General features: G+C 61.5%; 16 protein-coding genes and 1 riboswitch. Of the genes, 15 read left to right on the top strand and 1 reads right to left on the bottom strand.

Annotated elements, in window-relative coordinates:
* Window positions 1–109 precede the first annotated feature (109 nt).
* The 15 genes from ACM62R_RS06735 (at window position 110) to ACM62R_RS06665 (ending at window position 16,344) form a co-directional block, all read left to right on the top strand.
* Window positions 110–1,144 carry a DUF475 domain-containing protein gene (locus ACM62R_RS06735; protein WP_415183286.1) on the top strand — a complete coding sequence of 345 codons (1,035 nt, stop codon included), beginning with the start codon at window positions 110–112 and terminating at the stop codon, window positions 1,142–1,144.
* Window positions 1,145–1,197: 53 nt separating this feature from the next.
* Window positions 1,198–1,404, top strand: a riboswitch (cobalamin riboswitch).
* Window positions 1,405–1,535: 131 nt separating this feature from the next.
* On the top strand, window positions 1,536–3,350 hold the full coding sequence (locus tag ACM62R_RS06730) for a TonB-dependent receptor plug domain-containing protein (protein WP_415183285.1): 1,815 nt from the start codon (window positions 1,536–1,538) through the stop codon (window positions 3,348–3,350).
* Complete coding sequence (locus ACM62R_RS06725; RefSeq protein ID WP_415183284.1) at window positions 3,337–4,218, top strand: ABC transporter substrate-binding protein; 882 nt, start codon at window positions 3,337–3,339, stop codon at window positions 4,216–4,218. The genes ACM62R_RS06730 and ACM62R_RS06725 overlap by 14 nt, the downstream gene beginning before the upstream one ends.
* A gap of 55 nt (window positions 4,219–4,273) precedes the next feature.
* On the top strand, window positions 4,274–5,260 hold the full coding sequence (locus ACM62R_RS06720; protein WP_415183283.1) for a FecCD family ABC transporter permease: 987 nt from the start codon (window positions 4,274–4,276) through the stop codon (window positions 5,258–5,260).
* Window positions 5,257–6,000 (top strand): ABC transporter ATP-binding protein, encoded by a 744-nt coding sequence (locus tag ACM62R_RS06715; protein WP_415183282.1) that lies wholly within the window; start codon window positions 5,257–5,259, stop codon window positions 5,998–6,000. The genes ACM62R_RS06720 and ACM62R_RS06715 overlap by 4 nt, the downstream gene beginning before the upstream one ends.
* Window positions 6,000–6,773, top strand: coding sequence for a cobalamin-binding protein (locus tag ACM62R_RS06710; RefSeq protein WP_415183281.1), 774 nt, complete (start codon window positions 6,000–6,002; stop codon window positions 6,771–6,773). The genes ACM62R_RS06715 and ACM62R_RS06710 overlap by 1 nt, the downstream gene beginning before the upstream one ends.
* Window positions 6,774–6,934: 161 nt before the next feature.
* Window positions 6,935–7,450, top strand: a complete 516-nt coding sequence (locus ACM62R_RS06705) for a hypothetical protein (protein ID WP_415183280.1) — start codon at window positions 6,935–6,937, stop codon at window positions 7,448–7,450.
* A 292-nt stretch (window positions 7,451–7,742) separates the two neighbouring features.
* Window positions 7,743–9,341 (top strand): ABC transporter substrate-binding protein, encoded by a 1,599-nt coding sequence (locus tag ACM62R_RS06700; RefSeq protein WP_415183279.1) that lies wholly within the window; start codon window positions 7,743–7,745, stop codon window positions 9,339–9,341.
* 68 nt (window positions 9,342–9,409) lie between these two features.
* Window positions 9,410–10,417, top strand: a complete 1,008-nt coding sequence (locus tag ACM62R_RS06695) for an ABC transporter permease subunit (protein WP_415183278.1) — start codon at window positions 9,410–9,412, stop codon at window positions 10,415–10,417.
* Between the two features lie 7 nt (window positions 10,418–10,424).
* A complete protein-coding gene (locus tag ACM62R_RS06690; RefSeq protein WP_415183277.1) occupies window positions 10,425–11,324 on the top strand; it encodes an ABC transporter permease subunit in 900 nt (299 codons plus the stop codon).
* A 3-nt stretch (window positions 11,325–11,327) separates the two neighbouring features.
* On the top strand, window positions 11,328–12,200 hold the full coding sequence (locus ACM62R_RS06685) for an ABC transporter ATP-binding protein (protein WP_415183276.1): 873 nt from the start codon (window positions 11,328–11,330) through the stop codon (window positions 12,198–12,200).
* Entirely contained in the window at window positions 12,197–13,051 is an 855-nt protein-coding gene (locus ACM62R_RS06680) for a dipeptide ABC transporter ATP-binding protein (protein ID WP_415183275.1), read from the top strand. The genes ACM62R_RS06685 and ACM62R_RS06680 overlap by 4 nt, the downstream gene beginning before the upstream one ends.
* 27 nt (window positions 13,052–13,078) lie before the next feature.
* The gene (locus ACM62R_RS06675) at window positions 13,079–14,182 is read left to right on the top strand and encodes a M24 family metallopeptidase (protein ID WP_415183274.1); all 1,104 of its coding nucleotides are present in this window, start codon (window positions 13,079–13,081) and stop codon (window positions 14,180–14,182) included.
* A 213-nt stretch (window positions 14,183–14,395) separates the two neighbouring features.
* The gene (locus ACM62R_RS06670; RefSeq protein ID WP_415183273.1) at window positions 14,396–15,448 is read left to right on the top strand and encodes a YeiH family protein; all 1,053 of its coding nucleotides are present in this window, start codon (window positions 14,396–14,398) and stop codon (window positions 15,446–15,448) included.
* The gene (locus ACM62R_RS06665) at window positions 15,445–16,344 is read left to right on the top strand and encodes a LysR family transcriptional regulator (RefSeq protein ID WP_415183272.1); all 900 of its coding nucleotides are present in this window, start codon (window positions 15,445–15,447) and stop codon (window positions 16,342–16,344) included. Before ACM62R_RS06670 ends, ACM62R_RS06665 begins: the two co-directional genes overlap by 4 nt.
* 13 nt (window positions 16,345–16,357) lie before the next feature.
* Here the strand turns inward: ACM62R_RS06665 and ACM62R_RS06660 are convergent, their stop codons facing one another.
* Window positions 16,358–17,308: a mechanosensitive ion channel family protein gene (locus tag ACM62R_RS06660; RefSeq protein WP_415183271.1), complete on the bottom strand. Its 951-nt coding sequence runs from the start codon at window positions 17,306–17,308 to the stop codon at window positions 16,358–16,360.
* Window positions 17,309–17,610: the final 302 nt, after the last annotated feature.

Here is a 17,610-nt window from a genome sequence, read left to right as displayed (position 1 = left end):
GACGTGTTGCACCGGAACCACGACACGGGGCGGTTGCCCGTGCCTTGGCCTTGCGCCATGCATCCGGGCTACCTATCTGCCAACAGACGGCACAGACCGGAGATATCGAATGACCGCAGCATTGCACTACTTTCGCTGGGCCTTTTTCGTCACCGTGCTGGCGTTGATTTTGGCCTTCTGGCTGGGTTGGTATTTTACGGGCAACCTTGGTGGTGCGATCAGCTTTTTTCTGATTGCTTTTGTTTTGGCAATTCTGGAAATCTCGCTTTCTTTCGACAATGCCATTGTGAATGCCAACAAGCTAAAGACGATGACGCCGGTTTGGCAGCACCGCTTTCTGACCTGGGGCATTCTTATTGCGGTGTTCGGGATGCGCGTGCTGTTTCCCCTGTTGATCGTGGTTATCGCGGCTGGCATCGGCCCGCTGACAGCGATCCATCTGGCCGCTACCCAGCCCGCGGAATATGCCCAGATCATCGGTGAGGCGCATCTTTCCATCGCGGCCTTTGGCGGGGCGTTCTTGATGATGGTCGCGCTGCGTTACTTTATCGACGAGGCCAAAGAGGTGGATTGGATCGCCGCACTGGAATGCCAGCTGCGCCGCTGTGCCAGTGTTCGGGGCCTTGAAATTGCGCTGGTTCTGGCGGTGATGCTTGGCTTTACGGTCGCGCTGCCTGTGCATGAAGAGGCCGCCTTCCTTTTCGCTGCCCTTTCGGGACTGTTGACCTTTCTGGCGGTCGAGGTGCTGGGCCATATCGTTGACCGGCGCGCCGCAACGCTGGATCTGGCGGCAAAAGCCGGTCTTGGCGGCTTTCTTTACCTTGAGGTGTTGGATGCCTCATTCAGCTTTGACGGGGTGATCGGGGCCTTTGCCTTGACGCAAAACCTGTTCTTGATCGCCATCGGGCTTGGGATCGGGGCGATGTATGTGCGGTCGATGACGATCATGTTGGTGGAACGCAATACGCTGGCGCAGTTTCGCTATCTTGAACACGGGGCTTTCTGGTCGATCCTGATCTTGTCGGGGATCATGTTTGCGCAAACCCTTTGGCCGATTCCTGAAATGGTTACCGGGCTTTTGGGGGCGGGGTTCATTGGTCTTTCAATGCTGTCATCGTTACGCTTCAACCGCAGGGCACAATAGCTGCATTTATCGTGCGCGGCCCCATAGGGGCTTGACGGGCGGTCGCCCGAGTGCGATGCCGGTCGCACTTCGGTTCTTCCCCGTAAGGGGGGGATGAAAAGGGAATCCGGTGCCGCGTTGCAAGACGCCTACGCCGGGGCTGCCCCCGCAACTGTAAGCGGCGAGCAATGGCTGTGAATACCACTGGACCCAGGTCCGGGAAGGTCAGCCAAAGCGACGACCCGCAAGCCAGGAGACCTGCCGAGGTGATCACTCTTTTCCGCTGCGCGGGGTGCGCAGGGGGGCGGATTTCCGCTTGAGGTGATATGCACCGTCGGCGGAAAGGCAATCTTTCCAAAGGCATAATCATATGCGTTTCCGCACTGTGTGGAAACATCGAAGGATTGATTGAATGACCAGAGGTGTTCAGACCCTCACCCTAATGCTGCTGGCCAGCACTGCCCTCGCAACCCCGGCGCAGGCGCAAGATGTCGTGCAGTTGGATGATATTGTGGTGACCGGCGCACAAGAGCCGCGCAGCGTTGAGCGCACGGCGGCTGCCGTTTCGGTCCTGACCGCAGACGACATTGCCCGCACCGGCGAGGTCCGGATGACCGAGGTTCTGGCCCGTCTGCCGGGTGTCGGCGTGCTGTCGCGCGGCCCGATCGGTACCCAGACCGGGCTGACCATTCGCGGGGTAAGCCAGAACTATATCAAGGTTCTGGTCGATGGGATTGATGTCAGCGACCCCTCTGCCCCGCAGCTTGCCTATGATTTCGGTCGCCTCTCATCGCTTGATTTTGGCCGTGTAGAGGTGCTGCGCGGTTCGCAATCTGCGGTGCATGGCGGGCAGGCAATCGGTGGCGTCATCAGCCTTGATGCGCCGCGCCTGACCGATGAGGGAAACCATCATCAGCTGACCCTGGAGGCGGGCAGCATGAATAGCGCCGCCGGTGCCTGGACCTTTGGGCACAAGACTGCCGACACGGATATCGGCTTTACCTTGAGCCACATCCGCACTGACGGCTTTTCCGCCGCAGATGAAAACGCCGGCAACACCGAGGCTGATGGCTATGAGGCCACGCGCCTTGCCGTTCACGCTGAACGCCGGTTCGGCGCTGGCCTCGTTCTGGGCTTTTCGGGGTTTGCGCAAAACGACACGTCCGATATCGACAACGGCTTTGGTGTGCCCAGCGACAACTTTGACACCACCGACCACCGCGAACGTGGCGCGCGTATTTTTGCGCAGTTCGACACCGGGCGGATCGCCCATGAAATCGGCGTCACATATTTTACCACTTATCGCTATTATACCTCGGCCTTCGGTCCCGCTGACTATGACGGGTCGCGCCGGTCGCTGGAATGGAAGGCGAGCACCGATCTGGGGGCCGGGCGGTTGAGTTTCGGATTGGACCGCAAGATTGAGACCTATGAGGGCACCTATGTGGCCGGTCGCGTGACAAATGGCATTACGGGTGCCTTCGGGGAATACGCATTTACGCCCATGGCGGGGGTGGATCTGATCGCATCCTTGCGCCACGACGACAATTCGCGCTTTGGCGGGCAGACGACGGGCCGGGTGGCCGCAACCTGGGCGTTGCGCGACGATTTGATCCTGCGTGGCGCTTTTGGAACGGGTTTCCGCGCGCCCTCGGGGTATGAGCTTTATGATGGCTTTGCAGGCAATCCTGATCTGACCCCCGAGGAATCGCGCAACATTGATCTGGGAATCGAAAAGAAGCTGACGAATGGCGCCCTTCGGGCCACATTGTTCCGCGTCGATACGGATGATCTGATTGACTATGTGGGTGGCGGCTATACCCAGATCCCCGGCAAGACCCGTCGCCAAGGGGTGGAGCTGGAGGCCGAGGGCCGGATTACAGGCCGGATCGGATACACCGCAGCCTATACCTATACGGATGCCTCGAACCCGATCCTGAGCGCAGGCAGCAGCTGGAACGCAGGCTTTGGCCGCCATCAGCTCGCGCTGGGGCTGGATGCCGACATTACGGAAAAGCTGGTGGGAAGTGTCACGCTGCGCCATGTGGCGGACCGTCAGACGTTGCCCGACTATACGGTGCTGAACGCATCCTTTGGGTATACGATCAATGACCGGACCGAGGCCTACTTGCGGGTCGAGAACCTGACCGATGAGCAGTATCAGCTATGGCCGGGGTATGGCACGTCTGACCGGGCAGTCTATGTCGGGCTTCGTGCGGCGTTCTAAGCGCCCGCAGGGGGGGCGCCGAAATCTGCTGTGCGCCACCCTTTGCGCGGCGGCATTCTTTGCTGCCGCCCCCAGCCACGCGCGCGACATACCTGCGCGCGTGGTGTCGATGAATGTCTGCACGGATCAGTTGGCACTGCTGATCGCGGCGCCGGGGCAGGTGGTGTCGCTGTCGCATTTTGCGACCGATCCGCAGATGTCGGCGCTAGCCAGTCAGGCGCGGGGCTATGCGCTCAACCATGGCCGCGCGGAAGAGATTTATATGCTGCGGCCGGATCTGGTGCTGGCCGATGTCTGGTCCTCGCCTGCCACGGTGGGGATGTTGCGCCGCCTTGGGGTGCCGGTTGAACAGTTCCCGCCCGGCGTCTCGGTTGAGGAAATCCGGCGCCGGATCAGCCGCATGGGCGAGGTGCTGGGCCGCGAGGCGCGGGCCGCCGAGGTGCTGGCCGGGTTCGATGCCGCCTTGGCGGCAATCAAACGCCCGGCAACGGCGCCGCGGGCTGCGGTTTACGGCGCGGGCGGTTATGGCTATGGGCCGGCCACGCTGGAAGGGCAGATCCTGTCGCTGGCGGGGTTTGCGAATGTCGTCTCGGGGCCGGGGCTGGAACGGGGCGGGCGGATGTCGCTGGAGCGGTTGGTGATGGAGGCCCCCGATCTGGTAATCGCCGGGGCCGAAGTAAACGTGCCAAAAGGGGAAAGCCGCGCGCAAGAGATCTTGCACCACCCCGCGCTTGCCGCGCTGCCGCGTGTGCAGGGTTTGCGCGATGCGCGTTGGGTATGTGGCGCGCCGGCGATGCTGGAGGCGGTTGCCGATCTGGCCGCCGTGGGGCGACAGATTGAATCTGAAAAAATAAAGGGCAAACAATGAATTGCCGCGTATATTTCATGTCGCACATCAACAAGACCGCGCAAGGATGCCCGGCATGAGTTACCGCATGCTTTTGTGGGCTTTGGTCGTGTTGGTGGTGGCGCTGACGTTTGCGTCGCTGCTGATTGGCCCGGCGGGGATTGGCTGGGCCGAGGGGCTGCGCGCGCTGATCAGTGGCGAGGGTGCCGCCGGATTGGTCATGCGTGAGCTTCGGCTGCCGCGCGCGGTGCTGGGGCTGATGATCGGGGCGGCGCTGGGGCTTTCGGGGGCGGCGATGCAGGGGTTCTTGCGCAACCCTTTGGCCGAACCGGGGTTGATCGGCACTTCGGCAAGTGCGGCACTTGGGGCGGTGATCGCCATTCAAACCGGCGCTTATGCTGCCTTTGCACTGGCGCTGCCGCTGGCCGCTTTGGCGGGGGCAGGTGTGGCGGTGGCGCTGATCCTGGTGTTGGCGGGGCCGGGGGGCCGGGCGCTGACGCTTATTCTGGCGGGGATTGCGGTTTCTGCGCTGGCGGGGGCGTTGACGGCCTTGGTGCTGAACCTTGCGCCCAGCCCCTATGCGGCCGCGGAAATCGTGTTCTGGATGATGGGGTCGCTTTCTGACCGGTCGCTGACGCATGTGGCGCTGGCGGCGCCGTTTCTGGCGTTGGGGGCGGTGATCGTGCTGCGGCTGGGCCGGGGGCTCGATGCGCTGACGCTGGGTGAGGATGCGGCGGCGTCCTTGGGGATTTCGCTGCGGCGGCTGCGGCTGGGGGTCATCATCGGCAGCGCGTTTCTGGTGGGGGCTGCGACGGCGGTTGCGGGGGCGGTGGGCTTTGTCGGGCTGGTGGTGCCGCATCTGTTGCGCCGCGCGGTTGGGTCGCGGCCATCGCGGTTGCTGCCGGCCTCGGCGCTGGGGGGGGCGGCGATGCTGCTCTGCGCCGATATCGCCACGCGGCTGATCGCGCCGGAGCGTGACCTGAAGCTGGGTGTTCTGACGGCGCTGGTTGGGGCGCCGTTCTTTTTGCACCTGATCCGGCGCTTGGGAAGGAACGGCGAATGAGCCTGCTTACACTGCAAGATTTGACCGTGCGGCGGGGCCAATGCCCGGTCGTCGAGGGGGTCAGCCTGTCGATCCGCGCCGGTGAATTCATCGGGCTTTTGGGGCCGAACGGGGCGGGCAAAACCTCGCTATTGCGCGGTGCTTTGGGGCTTTTGCCGCGTGAAGGGCATTCGTCGCTGGCGGTTCTGGGGGCTGATGCGCGCGCCCGTGCCGCCGCCTGGCTGCCGCAATCGCGCGAGATTGCCTGGGGGATGCGCGTCGAGGAGGTGGTGGCGTTGGGGCGGTTGCCGCATGGCGGGCAGGGGGGCTGCGCGGTTGAGGATGCGCTGACACAGATGGGCCTGCAAAGCTACCGCAGCCGCAGCGCCACGCAGCTTTCGGGGGGGGAACAGGCGCGCGTGCTGATTGCCCGCACGCTCGCCCAAGAGGCGCCTTTGCTGCTGGCTGACGAGCCGACGGCGGGGTTGGACCCAGCCGCGCAGATTGCCACGATGCGGGTCTTTGCCGCCCATGCCGCCGCGGGGGGCGCGGTGGTGGCCAGCCTGCATGATCTGGGCCTTGCCGCGCGTCACTGCACGCGGCTTTGGGTGATGCACCGGGGGCGCCTTGTGGCGGACGGTGCGCCCGATGGGGTGCTGACGCCGGACCTGCTGGCCGAGGTGTTCCATATCCGCGCGCATTTCGCCCAGACCCCGGATGGCCCGGTATTTCAACCCCTGACGACATTGGGAGATTTCTGATGGCTTACCCGCCCGAACGTATCATCTGCCTGACCGAAGAAACCGTTGAAACGCTTTATCTTTTGGGCGAGGAAGACCGGATTGTGGGGGTTTCGGGTTATGCCGTGCGCCCGGCGCGGGTGCGGCGCGAAAAGCCGCGCGTTTCGGCCTTTACCAGTGCCGATCTGCCCAAGATCCTTGCGTTGAAGCCGGACCTTGTGTTGACGTTTTCCGATCTTCAGGCGCAGATTGTGGCCGACCTGGTGCGCGAGGGCGTGGCCGTTCACGCCTTTAATCAACGCGATATTGCCGGGATCATGGCGATGATCCGCACCCTGGGCGCGCTGGTCGGGCAGGTTGCCAAGGCCGAGGCACTGGCCGCCGGGTTTGAGGCGCGTCTGGCACAGGTGGCCGCGGTGCCGCGCCCCAATCGCCCGCGGGTCTGGTTTGAGGAATGGGACGAGCCGCTGATTTCCGGCATCCGCTGGGTGTCGGAGCTGATCAGTATCGCGGGCGGGCAGGACGTGTTTGACGGGCTAAGCCGTGAGGGCAAGGCGCAAGGCCGGATCGTGCCGCAAAGCGCGGTGATCAGCGCCGCGCCCGACATCATTCTGGGCTCATGGTGTGGCAAGAAACTGCGCCCCGAACGGATAGCCGCGCGCCCCGGTTGGGGGGCGATCCCGGCGGTCGCCAACGGGCGTATCCATGAGATAAAATCGCCGCTGATCTTGCAACCCGGCCCCGCCGCGCTGACCGATGGGCTGGACGCCATTCTTGCCGCTCTTTGGGGCTGACCCCGGTTTTTACCTGATTTTACGAAAATGCCCGCTATTAGACCGTATTGGATATGGCACCCGGTAACGCGCCTTTAAGGCTGTCCCGCCTTAAATGACAGGCGGCGCGCAGGGCGCCGATCCGCCGCCAGAAGGCAGCCACGATCCTTTCGGGTGGACTCATGATAATCTGGTGTATGCGGCTTGTGCCTTTGGCATGGGGGCTTTTTTCCGTGGTGATTACGCTGCTTGCCCCGGCGGTGGTGCAGGCGCAAGGTGGGAATTTTGGGGCGCGGGCTGCGGGTGAGAGGTCGGTTTCCTTGGCTTTGGTGGTGCGCAATGACCGCGGTGGCCTGGTTTCAGCGCGCGTGGCCGAGGTGGCTGCGCTGCGGGCATCGGGGCGCGCGGTCGAGATTAGGGGGCAGGTCTGTCTGTCATCGTGCACGCTTTATCTGGCGCTGCCAAAGACCTGCGTTGATGCGCGCACCACATTCGGCTTTCACGGGCCGACCCATTACGGGCAAAAGCTGTCGGCGCGCGATTTCGAATACTGGTCGCAGGTGATTGCGGCGCATTACCCCGCGCCGTTGGCCAAGTGGTATCTGAAAAAGGGGCGCAGCAAGGTTGGCGGCTATTACCGCATCAAAGGGGCAGAGCTGATCCGCCTGGGGCTGCGTGACTGCGCCACTGTTGGTTAGCCTGCCCGGGTTCATGTAACAAATATCAATAGCTTCGCAACTGTCTGAAAAAAAATGATAATGTCAGGGTTGAAGGCCGTTTGGCCGTTTGCTTTGACAGAACGTCGGCAAACATCATTTCGCCGGATGACACCGGCAGATTGCGCGGTTCTGGTGTCAGTTTGTGCGACGTCAGGGCAACTTGGTTGATCGGGGGCTTGCAATTATCTGGTTCAGGCTTTTTGATCTAGGGCAGTGCGTAAGCAATGACTATGCCGTGCAAACAGTCGCGGTCCCAACCGGAGGTAATTTCATGAAACTCACCCGTCTTCTGGCGGTATCGTCGCTGGCGTTGATCGCCGCAGGTGCTGCCCAATCCAAAACCCTGGTCTATTGTTCGGAAGGGTCGCCCGAAGGGTTTGATGCCGCCCCTTACACGGCTGGCACCACGCTCGATGCCTCGGGCAAGGCGCTTTACAACCGGCTGGTGGAATTCGATCTGGGGACCACCAATGTGATCCCCGCACTTGCCGAAAGCTATGAGATCTCGGCAGATGGGTTGGAATATACATTCAAGCTGCGTCCGGGGGTAAAGTTCCACACCACCGATTATTTCACCCCGACGCGTGACTTCAACGCCGATGACGTGATCTTTTCGTTCCTGCGTCAGGGTGACGAAAGCGACCCGTGGAACCAGTATATCCCAGGAATTTCCTACGAGTATTACAATGGCATGGAAATGCCCGAAGTGATCAAGGAAATCCAGAAGATCGACGATCTGACGGTGAAATTTGTCCTGACCCGCGCGGAAGCGCCGTTCCTGGCCAACGTCGCGATGAGCTTTGCCTCGATCGTTTCCAAGGAATATGCCGACCAGTTGCAAGCGGCGGGCAGGATGGAAGACCTGAACAACGCGCCTGTGGGCACCGGGCCTTTCAAATTCGTCGCCTATCAGAAAGACGCGGTGATCCGCTATCAGGCGCATGATGAATATTGGAAAGGCCGCGAAAAGATTGATGATCTGGTCTTTGCGATCACGACCGATCCGGCCGTAAGGATGCAAAAACTGCAAGCTGGCGAATGCCAGATCATGCCGTACCCGTCGCCTGCGGATCTTGACGCGCTGAAAGCCGATTCGAACCTGACCGTGATGGAACAGGCCGGGCTGAATGTGGCCTATCTGGCCTATAACACCACCGTCGCGCCGTTTGACAAGCCCGAGGTGCGCACCGCGCTGAACATGGCGATGAACAAGCAGGCGATCGTGGATGCCGTGTTCCAAGGCACCGGCCAAGTGGCCAAAAACCCGATTCCGCCAACTATGTGGGGCTATAACGACGCTGTCGTCGACACCCCCTATGACCCGGAAGCGGCCAAGAAGATGCTGGAAGATGCCGGCGTCAAGGATCTGAGCATGGAAATCTGGGCAATGCCGGTGCAGCGCCCCTATATGCCCAACGCACGCCGGACGGCCGAAATGCTGCAAGAAGATTTGGGCAAGATCGGCGTCAAGGTTGAGATCGTGTCCTATGAATGGGGCGAGTATCTGGCAAAATCAACCGATCCGGCGCGTAAAGGTGCGGTGATTCTGGGGTGGACGGGTGATAACGGCGACCCGGACAACTTCCTTGCGGTTCTTTTGGGTTGCGCGGCAACCGGTGATGGCGGGGCAAACCGTGCGCAGTGGTGCAACAAGGACTTTGACGATCTGATCCAGAAAGCCAAGATCACCGCCGACCATGAAGAGCGTGTAAAGCTTTATGAACAGGCGCAAGTCGTGTTCAAAGAGCAGAACCCTTGGGCGACGCTTGCGCACTCGACCGTGTTCATGCCAATGTCGAACAAGGTATCGGGCTATATCATGGACCCGCTGGGCACCCATAACTTTACGGGGGTTGACCTCGCTGACTAAGTGACAGAAATGACACGCGGGCGCGCCGGGGCTGGCCCACGGCGCGCCCATAATCATTCGAGGGGCAGATGTTAAAATTCCTGTTTGGCAAGATTGCCTATCTGGTGCCCACTTTTATCGGCATCACCATCGTGGCCTTTGGCTTTGTGCGCCTATTGCCCGGCGATCCGGTGCTGCTGATGGCAGGCGAGCGCGGTATTTCCGTTGAACGCCATGCTGAACTGACAGCGCAACTAGGCTATGATCGGCCGATCTGGGTGCAGTATTTCGATTTTCTGAACAATCTGTTTCACGGGGATTTCGGCCTGTCGCTGACCACCAAGAAACCGGTTCTGGCCGAGTTTCTGACCCTGTTCCCCGCGACAATCGAGCTTGGCGTTTGCGCCGTGATCCTGGCAACGATGATCGGGATTCCGCTAGGGGTTTTTGCCGCGATCAAGCGTGGCAGCGCCTTTGATCAGGTGTCGATGGGGGCTGCGCTGATCGGGTATTCAATGCCTATTTTCTGGTGGGGGCTTTTGCTGATCATCCTGTTTTCCGGCATTTTGAAATGGACCCCGGTTTCGGGCCGGATCGACCTTTTGTATTTCTTCCCCAAGGGCACCGGGTTCATGATTTATGATGCGATTGCCTCGGGGCAGAAGGGGGCGCTAAGCTCGGCGTTGCGCCATCTGATACTGCCCTCGATCGTGCTGGCGACGATCCCGATGGCGGTGATAGCGCGTCAGTCGCGATCGGCCATGTTGGAGGTGCTGAGCGAAGATTACGTTCGTACCGCCCGCGCCAAGGGCATGTCGCCGTTTCGGGTGGTGGGCATTCACGCGCTGCGCAATGCGCTGATCCCGGTGATTACCACGATCGGGCTTCAGGTCGGGGTGCTGATGGCGGGCGCGATTCTGACCGAGACAATCTTTTCCTGGCCCGGCATCGGAAAATGGATGATCGATTCCATTTCGCGGCGCGATTACCCCTCGGTGCAGGGGGGGCTTTTGTTGATGGCAGCGGTGGTGATGACCGTCAATCTGGTGGTAGATCTGCTTTATGGGTTGATCAATCCGCGCATCCGGCATTCGTGAGGGGCTCATGACCGAAACAACAAACACCTCAGCCTTGTCTGCGCGCCGCCGTGCGTTTGCCGAATTCTGGTTCTATTTCAGCGAAAACCGTGGTGCGGTCATCGGGCTTTGGGTCTTCGTCGGGCTGGTGCTGCTGGCGCTGCTGGCGCCTTATATCGCACCGCATAGCCCGACTGCGCAAAACCGGGGCGCATTTCTGGTGCCCCCGATGTGGCAAGAGGGCGGCACCAGCCAGTTCATTCTGGGAACCGATGCGGTCGGCCGCGATATGCTGTCGCGGTTGATGTATGGCGCGCAGCAATCGCTGTTCATCGGGGTGGTCGTGGTCAGCATCGCGCTGTTTGGCGGTATCATTCTGGGGCTGGTCGCAGGGTTTTTCGGCGGTTGGGTCGATGCGGTGATCATGCGGGTGATGGACGTGGTTCTGGCGTTTCCGTCGCTGCTTTTGGCGTTGGTGATGGTGGCGATACTTGGGCCGGGACTGATGAACGCGATGATCGCTATCGCCATTGTCTTGCAGCCGCATTTTGCCCGGCTGACCCGCGCCGCTGTGATGGCAGAACGGAACAAGGAATATGTCATGGCCGCGCGCGTGGCCGGGGCCGGGCGGGTGCGGCTGATGTTTCGCACGATCCTGCCCAATTGCCTTGCGCCGCTGATCGTGCAGGGCACGCTGTCATTTTCAAATGCGGTGCTGGATGCGGCGGCGCTTGGCTTTCTGGGGATGGGTGCGCAGCCGCCCACGCCCGAGTGGGGCACGATGCTGGCCGAGGCGCGCGAATTCATCTTGCGCGCGTGGTGGGTAGTCACCTTCCCCGGCCTGGCCATTCTGATCACGGTTCTGGCGATCAATCTGGTGGGCGACGGGCTGCGTGATGCGCTGGACCCGAAACTGAAGCGGAGCTAACCGATGACCCCACTCTTGGAAATCCGCAATCTTACTGTTGGGTTCGAAACCAATGCGGGCCTTTTTCAGGCGGTCAAGGGCCTCGATCTGACGGTACATGAACGCGAGGTTCTGGCGATCGTCGGAGAAAGTGGCTCTGGCAAATCGGTGTCAATGCTGGCGACGATGGGGCTGTTGCCGAAATCGGCGCATATCACCGCCGATGTGATGCGTTTTGCCGGCCACGATCTGCAAAAGATGGGCGCGAAAGAGCGTCGCAGTGTGATCGGCCGCGAAATCTCGATGATCTTTCAAGAGCCGATTGCCAGCCTGAACCCCTGTTTCACCGTCGGCTATCAGATCGAAGAGGTTTTGCGCACGCATCTGGGGCTTGGCCGCAGTGCTGCGCGCGACCGTGCGGTTGAACTTTTCGGGGCGGTCGGCATCCCCAACCCGCAAGATCGGCTAGGGTCCTATCCGCATCAGATGTCGGGCGGCCAGTGCCAGCGGGTGATGATCGCCATTGCGATTGCCTGCAAGCCAAAGCTGCTGATCGCGGACGAACCCACGACCGCGCTGGATGTGACGATCCAAAAGCAGATTCTGGACCTGCTGATGGCCCTGCAAGAGGAAACCGGCATGGGAATGATCATGATCACCCATGACATGGGCGTGGTGGCGGAAACCGCTGATCGGGTGATTGTCAAATACAAGGGCCGAAAGATGGAAGAGGCGGATGTGCTGACGCTGTTTGAAAGCCCCTCAAACCCCTATACCCGTGCGCTTTTGTCGGCACTGCCGGAAAATGCCACGGGCGATCGGCTGCCTACGGTATCGGATTTTGTCGATTTTGACGCGATGGCGGCCGAAAACAACCAGATCGGGGGGGCAAAATGACCACTCCGGTTCTGGAAGCGCGCGGCATCATTCGCGATTATGCGGTGCAGGGCGGCATGTTTCGCAAGGCGGGGGCGGTGCGCGCGTTGTCGGGCATCAGCTTTACCGTTGAAAAGGGCAAGACGCTGGCGATTGTGGGTGAAAGCGGTTGCGGCAAATCCACGCTTGCGCGGATCATCACGCTGATCGACCCGGCCACCGATGGCGAGCTGCTGTTGGACGGGGAGGCGATCAACATCGCCCATCAAAAACTGACGCCCGAATTGCGCCGCAAGGTTCAGATCGTGTTTCAAAACCCCTACGGCTCGCTTAACCCGCGTCAGAAGGTTGGCGATATGCTGATGGAGCCGTTGATCCTCAACACGGCTGACACTGCGGCAGAGCGGCGCGAAAAGGCTATGGCGATGCTGGTCAAGGTCGGGCTGATGCCCGAGCACTTCAACCGCTATCCGCATATGTTCTCGGGGGGGCAGCGCCAACGTCTGGCAATTGCGCGCGCGCTGATGGTCAACCCGCGCCTTTTGGTGCTGGATGAGCCGGTTTCAGCGCTGGATCTATCGGTTCAGGCGCAGGTGTTGAACCTTTTGGCCGATCTTCAGACCGAGTTTGACCTGACCTATGTGTTCATCAGCCATGATCTGTCGGTGGTGCGCTATATCGCAGATGAGGTGATGGTGATGTATAAGGGCGAGGTCGTCGAATACGGGTCGCGCGACGATGTATTCGGCGCGCCCCAGCACAGCTATACGCGCACGCTTTTTGCCGCTACCCCGGTGACCGATCTTGAAAGTATCCGCGCGCGCACTGCGCGCCGCCGCGCCGCTGGTATTGGCGCCCCCCTGCAACCCTGACCGCTTTGCGGTAAATTTGGTGATAACATGGCAGACTATTCCCACCGCCTGGCCGCCCTGCGCGCCCGGATGAAAACGACCGGCACCGACCTTGTGGCGCTTGGCCCGACCTCGAACATGACCTGGGCTTCGGGGTTGTCGCCGCATGGTGATGAACGCCCGGTGATGCAGATCGTGACCCAGACCTATGCGGGGTTTTTGATGCCCGCGCTGAACGCTGACAGCCAGCGCCCCAAAACCGATCTGCCCTTTGTTACCTGGGCGGATGATGTGGGTCCGAAGGCGGCGCTGAAAGGTCTTTTGACCGAGGCCGGTGCCGGGGGTGCGGTCGCTGTTGCCCTGGATGAAACGATGCGCGCCGATTTTGCGTTGCTGCTGCTGGATCATCTGAACGTCACCCGCCGCAGCTTTCTTTCTGACACGCTGGGGTATCTGCGGTCGCGCAAGGACGCCGAGGAATATGAAATCCTCAAGGAAAACGCGGTTATCAATGACGGCGCGATGAGGGCCGGCTTTGCCGCCCTGCGCGAAGGCATCACCGAGGCCGAGGTCGCCGCCGTTGTTGCGCAACACTACCGCGACAATGGTGCCGAGACCCAGTTTTTAAGCGTGTGTTTTGGCCCCAACGGGGCGTTTCCGCACCACCACACCGGCCAGACCCGGCTGACGCGTGATAGCGCCGTGTTGATTGATATTGGCGGGCGCAAGGATGGCTATCCGAGCGACATGACCCGCGTTGGTGCCTTTGGCACGCCGCCCGCCCGCTACGCTGAAATCCACACCATCGTGAACCGCGCCGTCGAGGCGGCCCTTGCCGCCGCCAAGCCCGGCGTCAAGGCCAGCGCCATTGATGCGGCCGCGCGCGGGGTCATCACCGAGGCTGGCTTTGGCCCGCGTTTCCTGCACCGCACTGGCCACGGGCTGGGCATCGACATCCACGAAGAACCCTATATCACCGCCACCGCCGATACTGTGCTTGAGGAAGGCATGGTCTTTTCGATCGAGCCGGGGATCTATCTGGAAGGCGAGTTTGGTCTGCGGCTGGAAGAGATTGTGATCATGCGCGCAGAGGGCGCAGAGGTCCTGTCAGATTTGCCGCGCGATGTGATTATGGTGCCGGTAAAGGGCTGAAAACGGTATCTTATTCTGACCGCAGGGGGCCCGCTGATGCAGCCGGGCCCCTCTTGCGTTGCCTGTCACATTGCGCAGGCACAACGCGGTGAGAATAGGGCGCCAGTTGCCTGATCATTCGATATTTACGATTGATTGGATTAAAACTATTCGTTGGATTGATGTATTTCAGACGCGTATCTTCCTGTTATCGGATAGCGAAGGAACGCGCAGATGGAACTGGCTGAAACCAATATGGCAGTAGATAGCGGTGGCAGAGGGGTGCATTTCTGGACGCGAGCTGGCGGGGTTCTGCCTGGGCTTGCGCTTGCGGCGCTGATCGCCGTGGCGGCGTTTGGGTTGCGGCTGGTGCCGGGGCTTGGTGCGATCAGCCCGCTGATCCTGGCGATTTTGCTGGGGATGGTGTTTCACAATCTTATCGGCACGCCGAAACGCGCCAAAGCGGGCGTTTCCTTTAGCCTGAAGCGTGTGCTGCGGGCGGGGATCGTGCTGTTGGGGCTGCAGTTGACGGTGCAGCAGGTTGTTGCGGTTGGTGGCACCGGGGTGGCGCTGATTGTGGCCACGCTACTGGCCACGTTCACCTTTACCACCTGGTTGGGCCGTTTGTTGCGGGTTGATCCGGGGCTGAGCCAGCTGATCGCTGCGGGCAGTTCGATCTGTGGTGCCTCTGCGGTGATCGCAACCAACACCGTGACCCGTGCGCATGATGAGGATGTGGCCTACGCGGTGGCTTGCGTTACGATCTTTGGGTCGCTTTCCATGATGCTGATGCCGCTGGCCGGGGGCTTTCTGGCGATGGGGCCGCATGCCTTTGGCCTGTGGACCGGTTCCTCGATCCACGAGGTGGCGCAAGTTGTGGCCGCAGCCTATGCGCGCGGGCAAGAAGCGGGCGAATTCGGCACGATTGCCAAGCTGACCCGTGTGATGATGCTGGCGCCGATGGTGCTGATGCTGGGTTGGACGGCTGCACGCCGACTGCGCCGCGAGGGATCGGCGGCCGCACATGCTGCCCCCCCGGTGCCATGGTTCGTGTTGGGCTTTGTCGCTATGGTCGGGTTGGCCAGCACCGGTTGGATGCCACTCGAAACCCATGCCCCCACAACTGCGCTGACCCAGTTCCTGTTGGCGACCGCACTGGCTGCGATGGGGTTGGAAACGGACGTCCGCAAACTGGCGGCCAAGGGGCTTCGTCCTGCGCTTTTGGGGGCCAGTGCGTGGGTTTTCATTTCCCTTTTCAGCCTGGGTCTGGTTTTGTTGTTGGTATGACGCTAGAACAGCTTCGCATCTTTATCGCCGTCGCTGAGCGTGAACATGTCACGCAGGCGGCGGCGGTGCTTAATCTGACGCAAAGTGCCACGAGCGCCGCGATTGCCGCGCTGGAAGATCGCCACGCCGTCCGCCTGTTTGACCGGGTCGGGCGGCGTATCGTTTTAACCGAGGCGGGGCGGCTGTTTGTGGATGAAGCGCGGGCGGTTTTGGCGCGTGCCGATCAGGCCGAACGCCTGTTGGGCGATCTGGCGGGGCTAAAGCGTGGCTCATTGCGGTTGGCGGCCAGTCAGACTGTGGCCAATTACTGGCTTCCGGCGCTGATGCAGCAGTTTCGTGCCTCATACCCCGGTTTTGCGCTGAGCCTTGATGTTGCCAATACCGAGGCGGTGGCCCGGATGGTGCATGCCGCCACTGTCGATCTGGGCTTTGTCGAAGGGCAGATTACGGATCCCACGCTATGGACGCGCGCGCTGCCGGGGGATGATCTGGTTCTGGTGGTGGCGCCGGGGCATCCTTGGGAACAGCACCCGCCACGCGGCGCAGCGGCGCTTGGCGGCAGTGTCTGGGTGACGCGCGAACCGGGGTCAGGAACACGCGCAGTGTTTGAGGAGGCGCTGGCACAGCAGGGAATTACCATTGATGCGGTTGAAATCGCGCTGGAGTTGCCCACGAATGAGGCGGTCCGCGCCGCTGTCGAGGCGGGTGCGGGGGCAACCATTCTGTCGTCGCTGGTGGTACAAGCATCGCTTGATGCGGGAAGTTTGCGCAAGATAAGCTACGATCTGCCGCCCCGGTCATTTCAGATTTTGCACCATAAGGCGCGGCATCTGTCGCTGGCTGAAAAACGCTTTTTGGACCTTGCGGTGCCGTTCGATGAAAGGCGGCCGGCGTGATGGCTGCAACCTTTCAATCGGGATGAAATGGGTGCAGCCGGGTGTCTGTGCCCGCCGTGTCTTCGGTGTGGCCATGATCGGCGGTTGGGACCGCGGCGACCAGCTCTATCCGGCGGCGCGGCGCGATCATGCCTTCGCGGCGCAGGGCGTCGTCGATCAGGCTGTAAACCTCATCGCGGCAATCCGCGTCCCTCTCAAACCGTGATAACCAGTAGCGCACGGCATAGGTGATCCCTTGCTCTTCATAGGCCAGAACGCGGACATCCGGGGCCGGGTCCTGCAAGATCAGCTTGGCCTCTTGGAGGGCGGTCAACATCACCTTGCGCGCGGCACTGATCGGCATGGCGTGGTCCAGCGTGATCGAGATTTGCGCCCGGTACTGTGGTTTGGGGGCGGAGTAGTTGGTGATACGCTGGCGCGCAATCTGGCTGTTGGGCAAGATCGCATAGGTCGCATCGCGCGTCAGTACGCGGGTGGTGCGCCAACCGATCTCAATCACGCGGCCCCGCGCGATCCCGTCAATTTCAATCCAGTCGCCAATGCGAAATGGCCCCTCGATCCCCAGCGCCACACCCGAAAGCGTGTCGGCCACCACGTTGCGGATCGCAAAGCCCAGCATCGCCAGGATAAGGCCGGAACCGGCCAAGGCCCCAACCGCGCCTTGCCCCATGAACAACGCGACCGACGCCGCAAACGCGGTCAGAAACAACACCGCTGAAATCAGGTCCTTCAGCAGCCGCGGATAGGGTCGCCGCCGCACCGCCGCCTGATCCAACACCATGGCCAGAATTCGGCTGACCAACCAGGCGGCCGCAAAATAGGCCAGCGCGGTGACGATGGGCGACAGGTCGTCCTGTTTGCCCATCAACTGGGCCAACTCATTGTGAAACAACACCAACCCAAGGCTGAGGATCATCAGTGCGGTCGGCCAGATAAGGCGCCGTGCGTTTTGTCTGGTTGTCATAGCGTCCGCCTTTCGCCTACGGGCAAGGGCGGCCGCCGGCGGGGCCGCGAACAGTCGGGGCAGGGACCGCTATGATGGGGTGGCAACGGGCGAAAACAGGTGCGGCAAAAGGCCCCCGGTACGGTGTGCGCAGCCCTGATCGGGTGGTGGCAATGCGGACAGCGGATTGCAGCGGCGCGGGGCAGGGGGGCGTGGCACCCGAGGCAGATCGCGCGCATGGGTAGACGTGACATGGGAACTGGCTCCGGATTGGTCATTTGAAACGACAGCTGAGTGTTTCCCGGAGACGGCCCCCATTTCGT

It is taken from the genome of Phaeovulum sp., assembly GCF_047638075.1.
In the GTDB taxonomy this organism is placed as follows: domain Bacteria; phylum Pseudomonadota; class Alphaproteobacteria; order Rhodobacterales; family Rhodobacteraceae; genus UBA6197.
The sequence above is the reverse complement of the archived record's forward strand: the minus strand, read 5'-3'. Positions and strand labels throughout refer to the sequence as shown.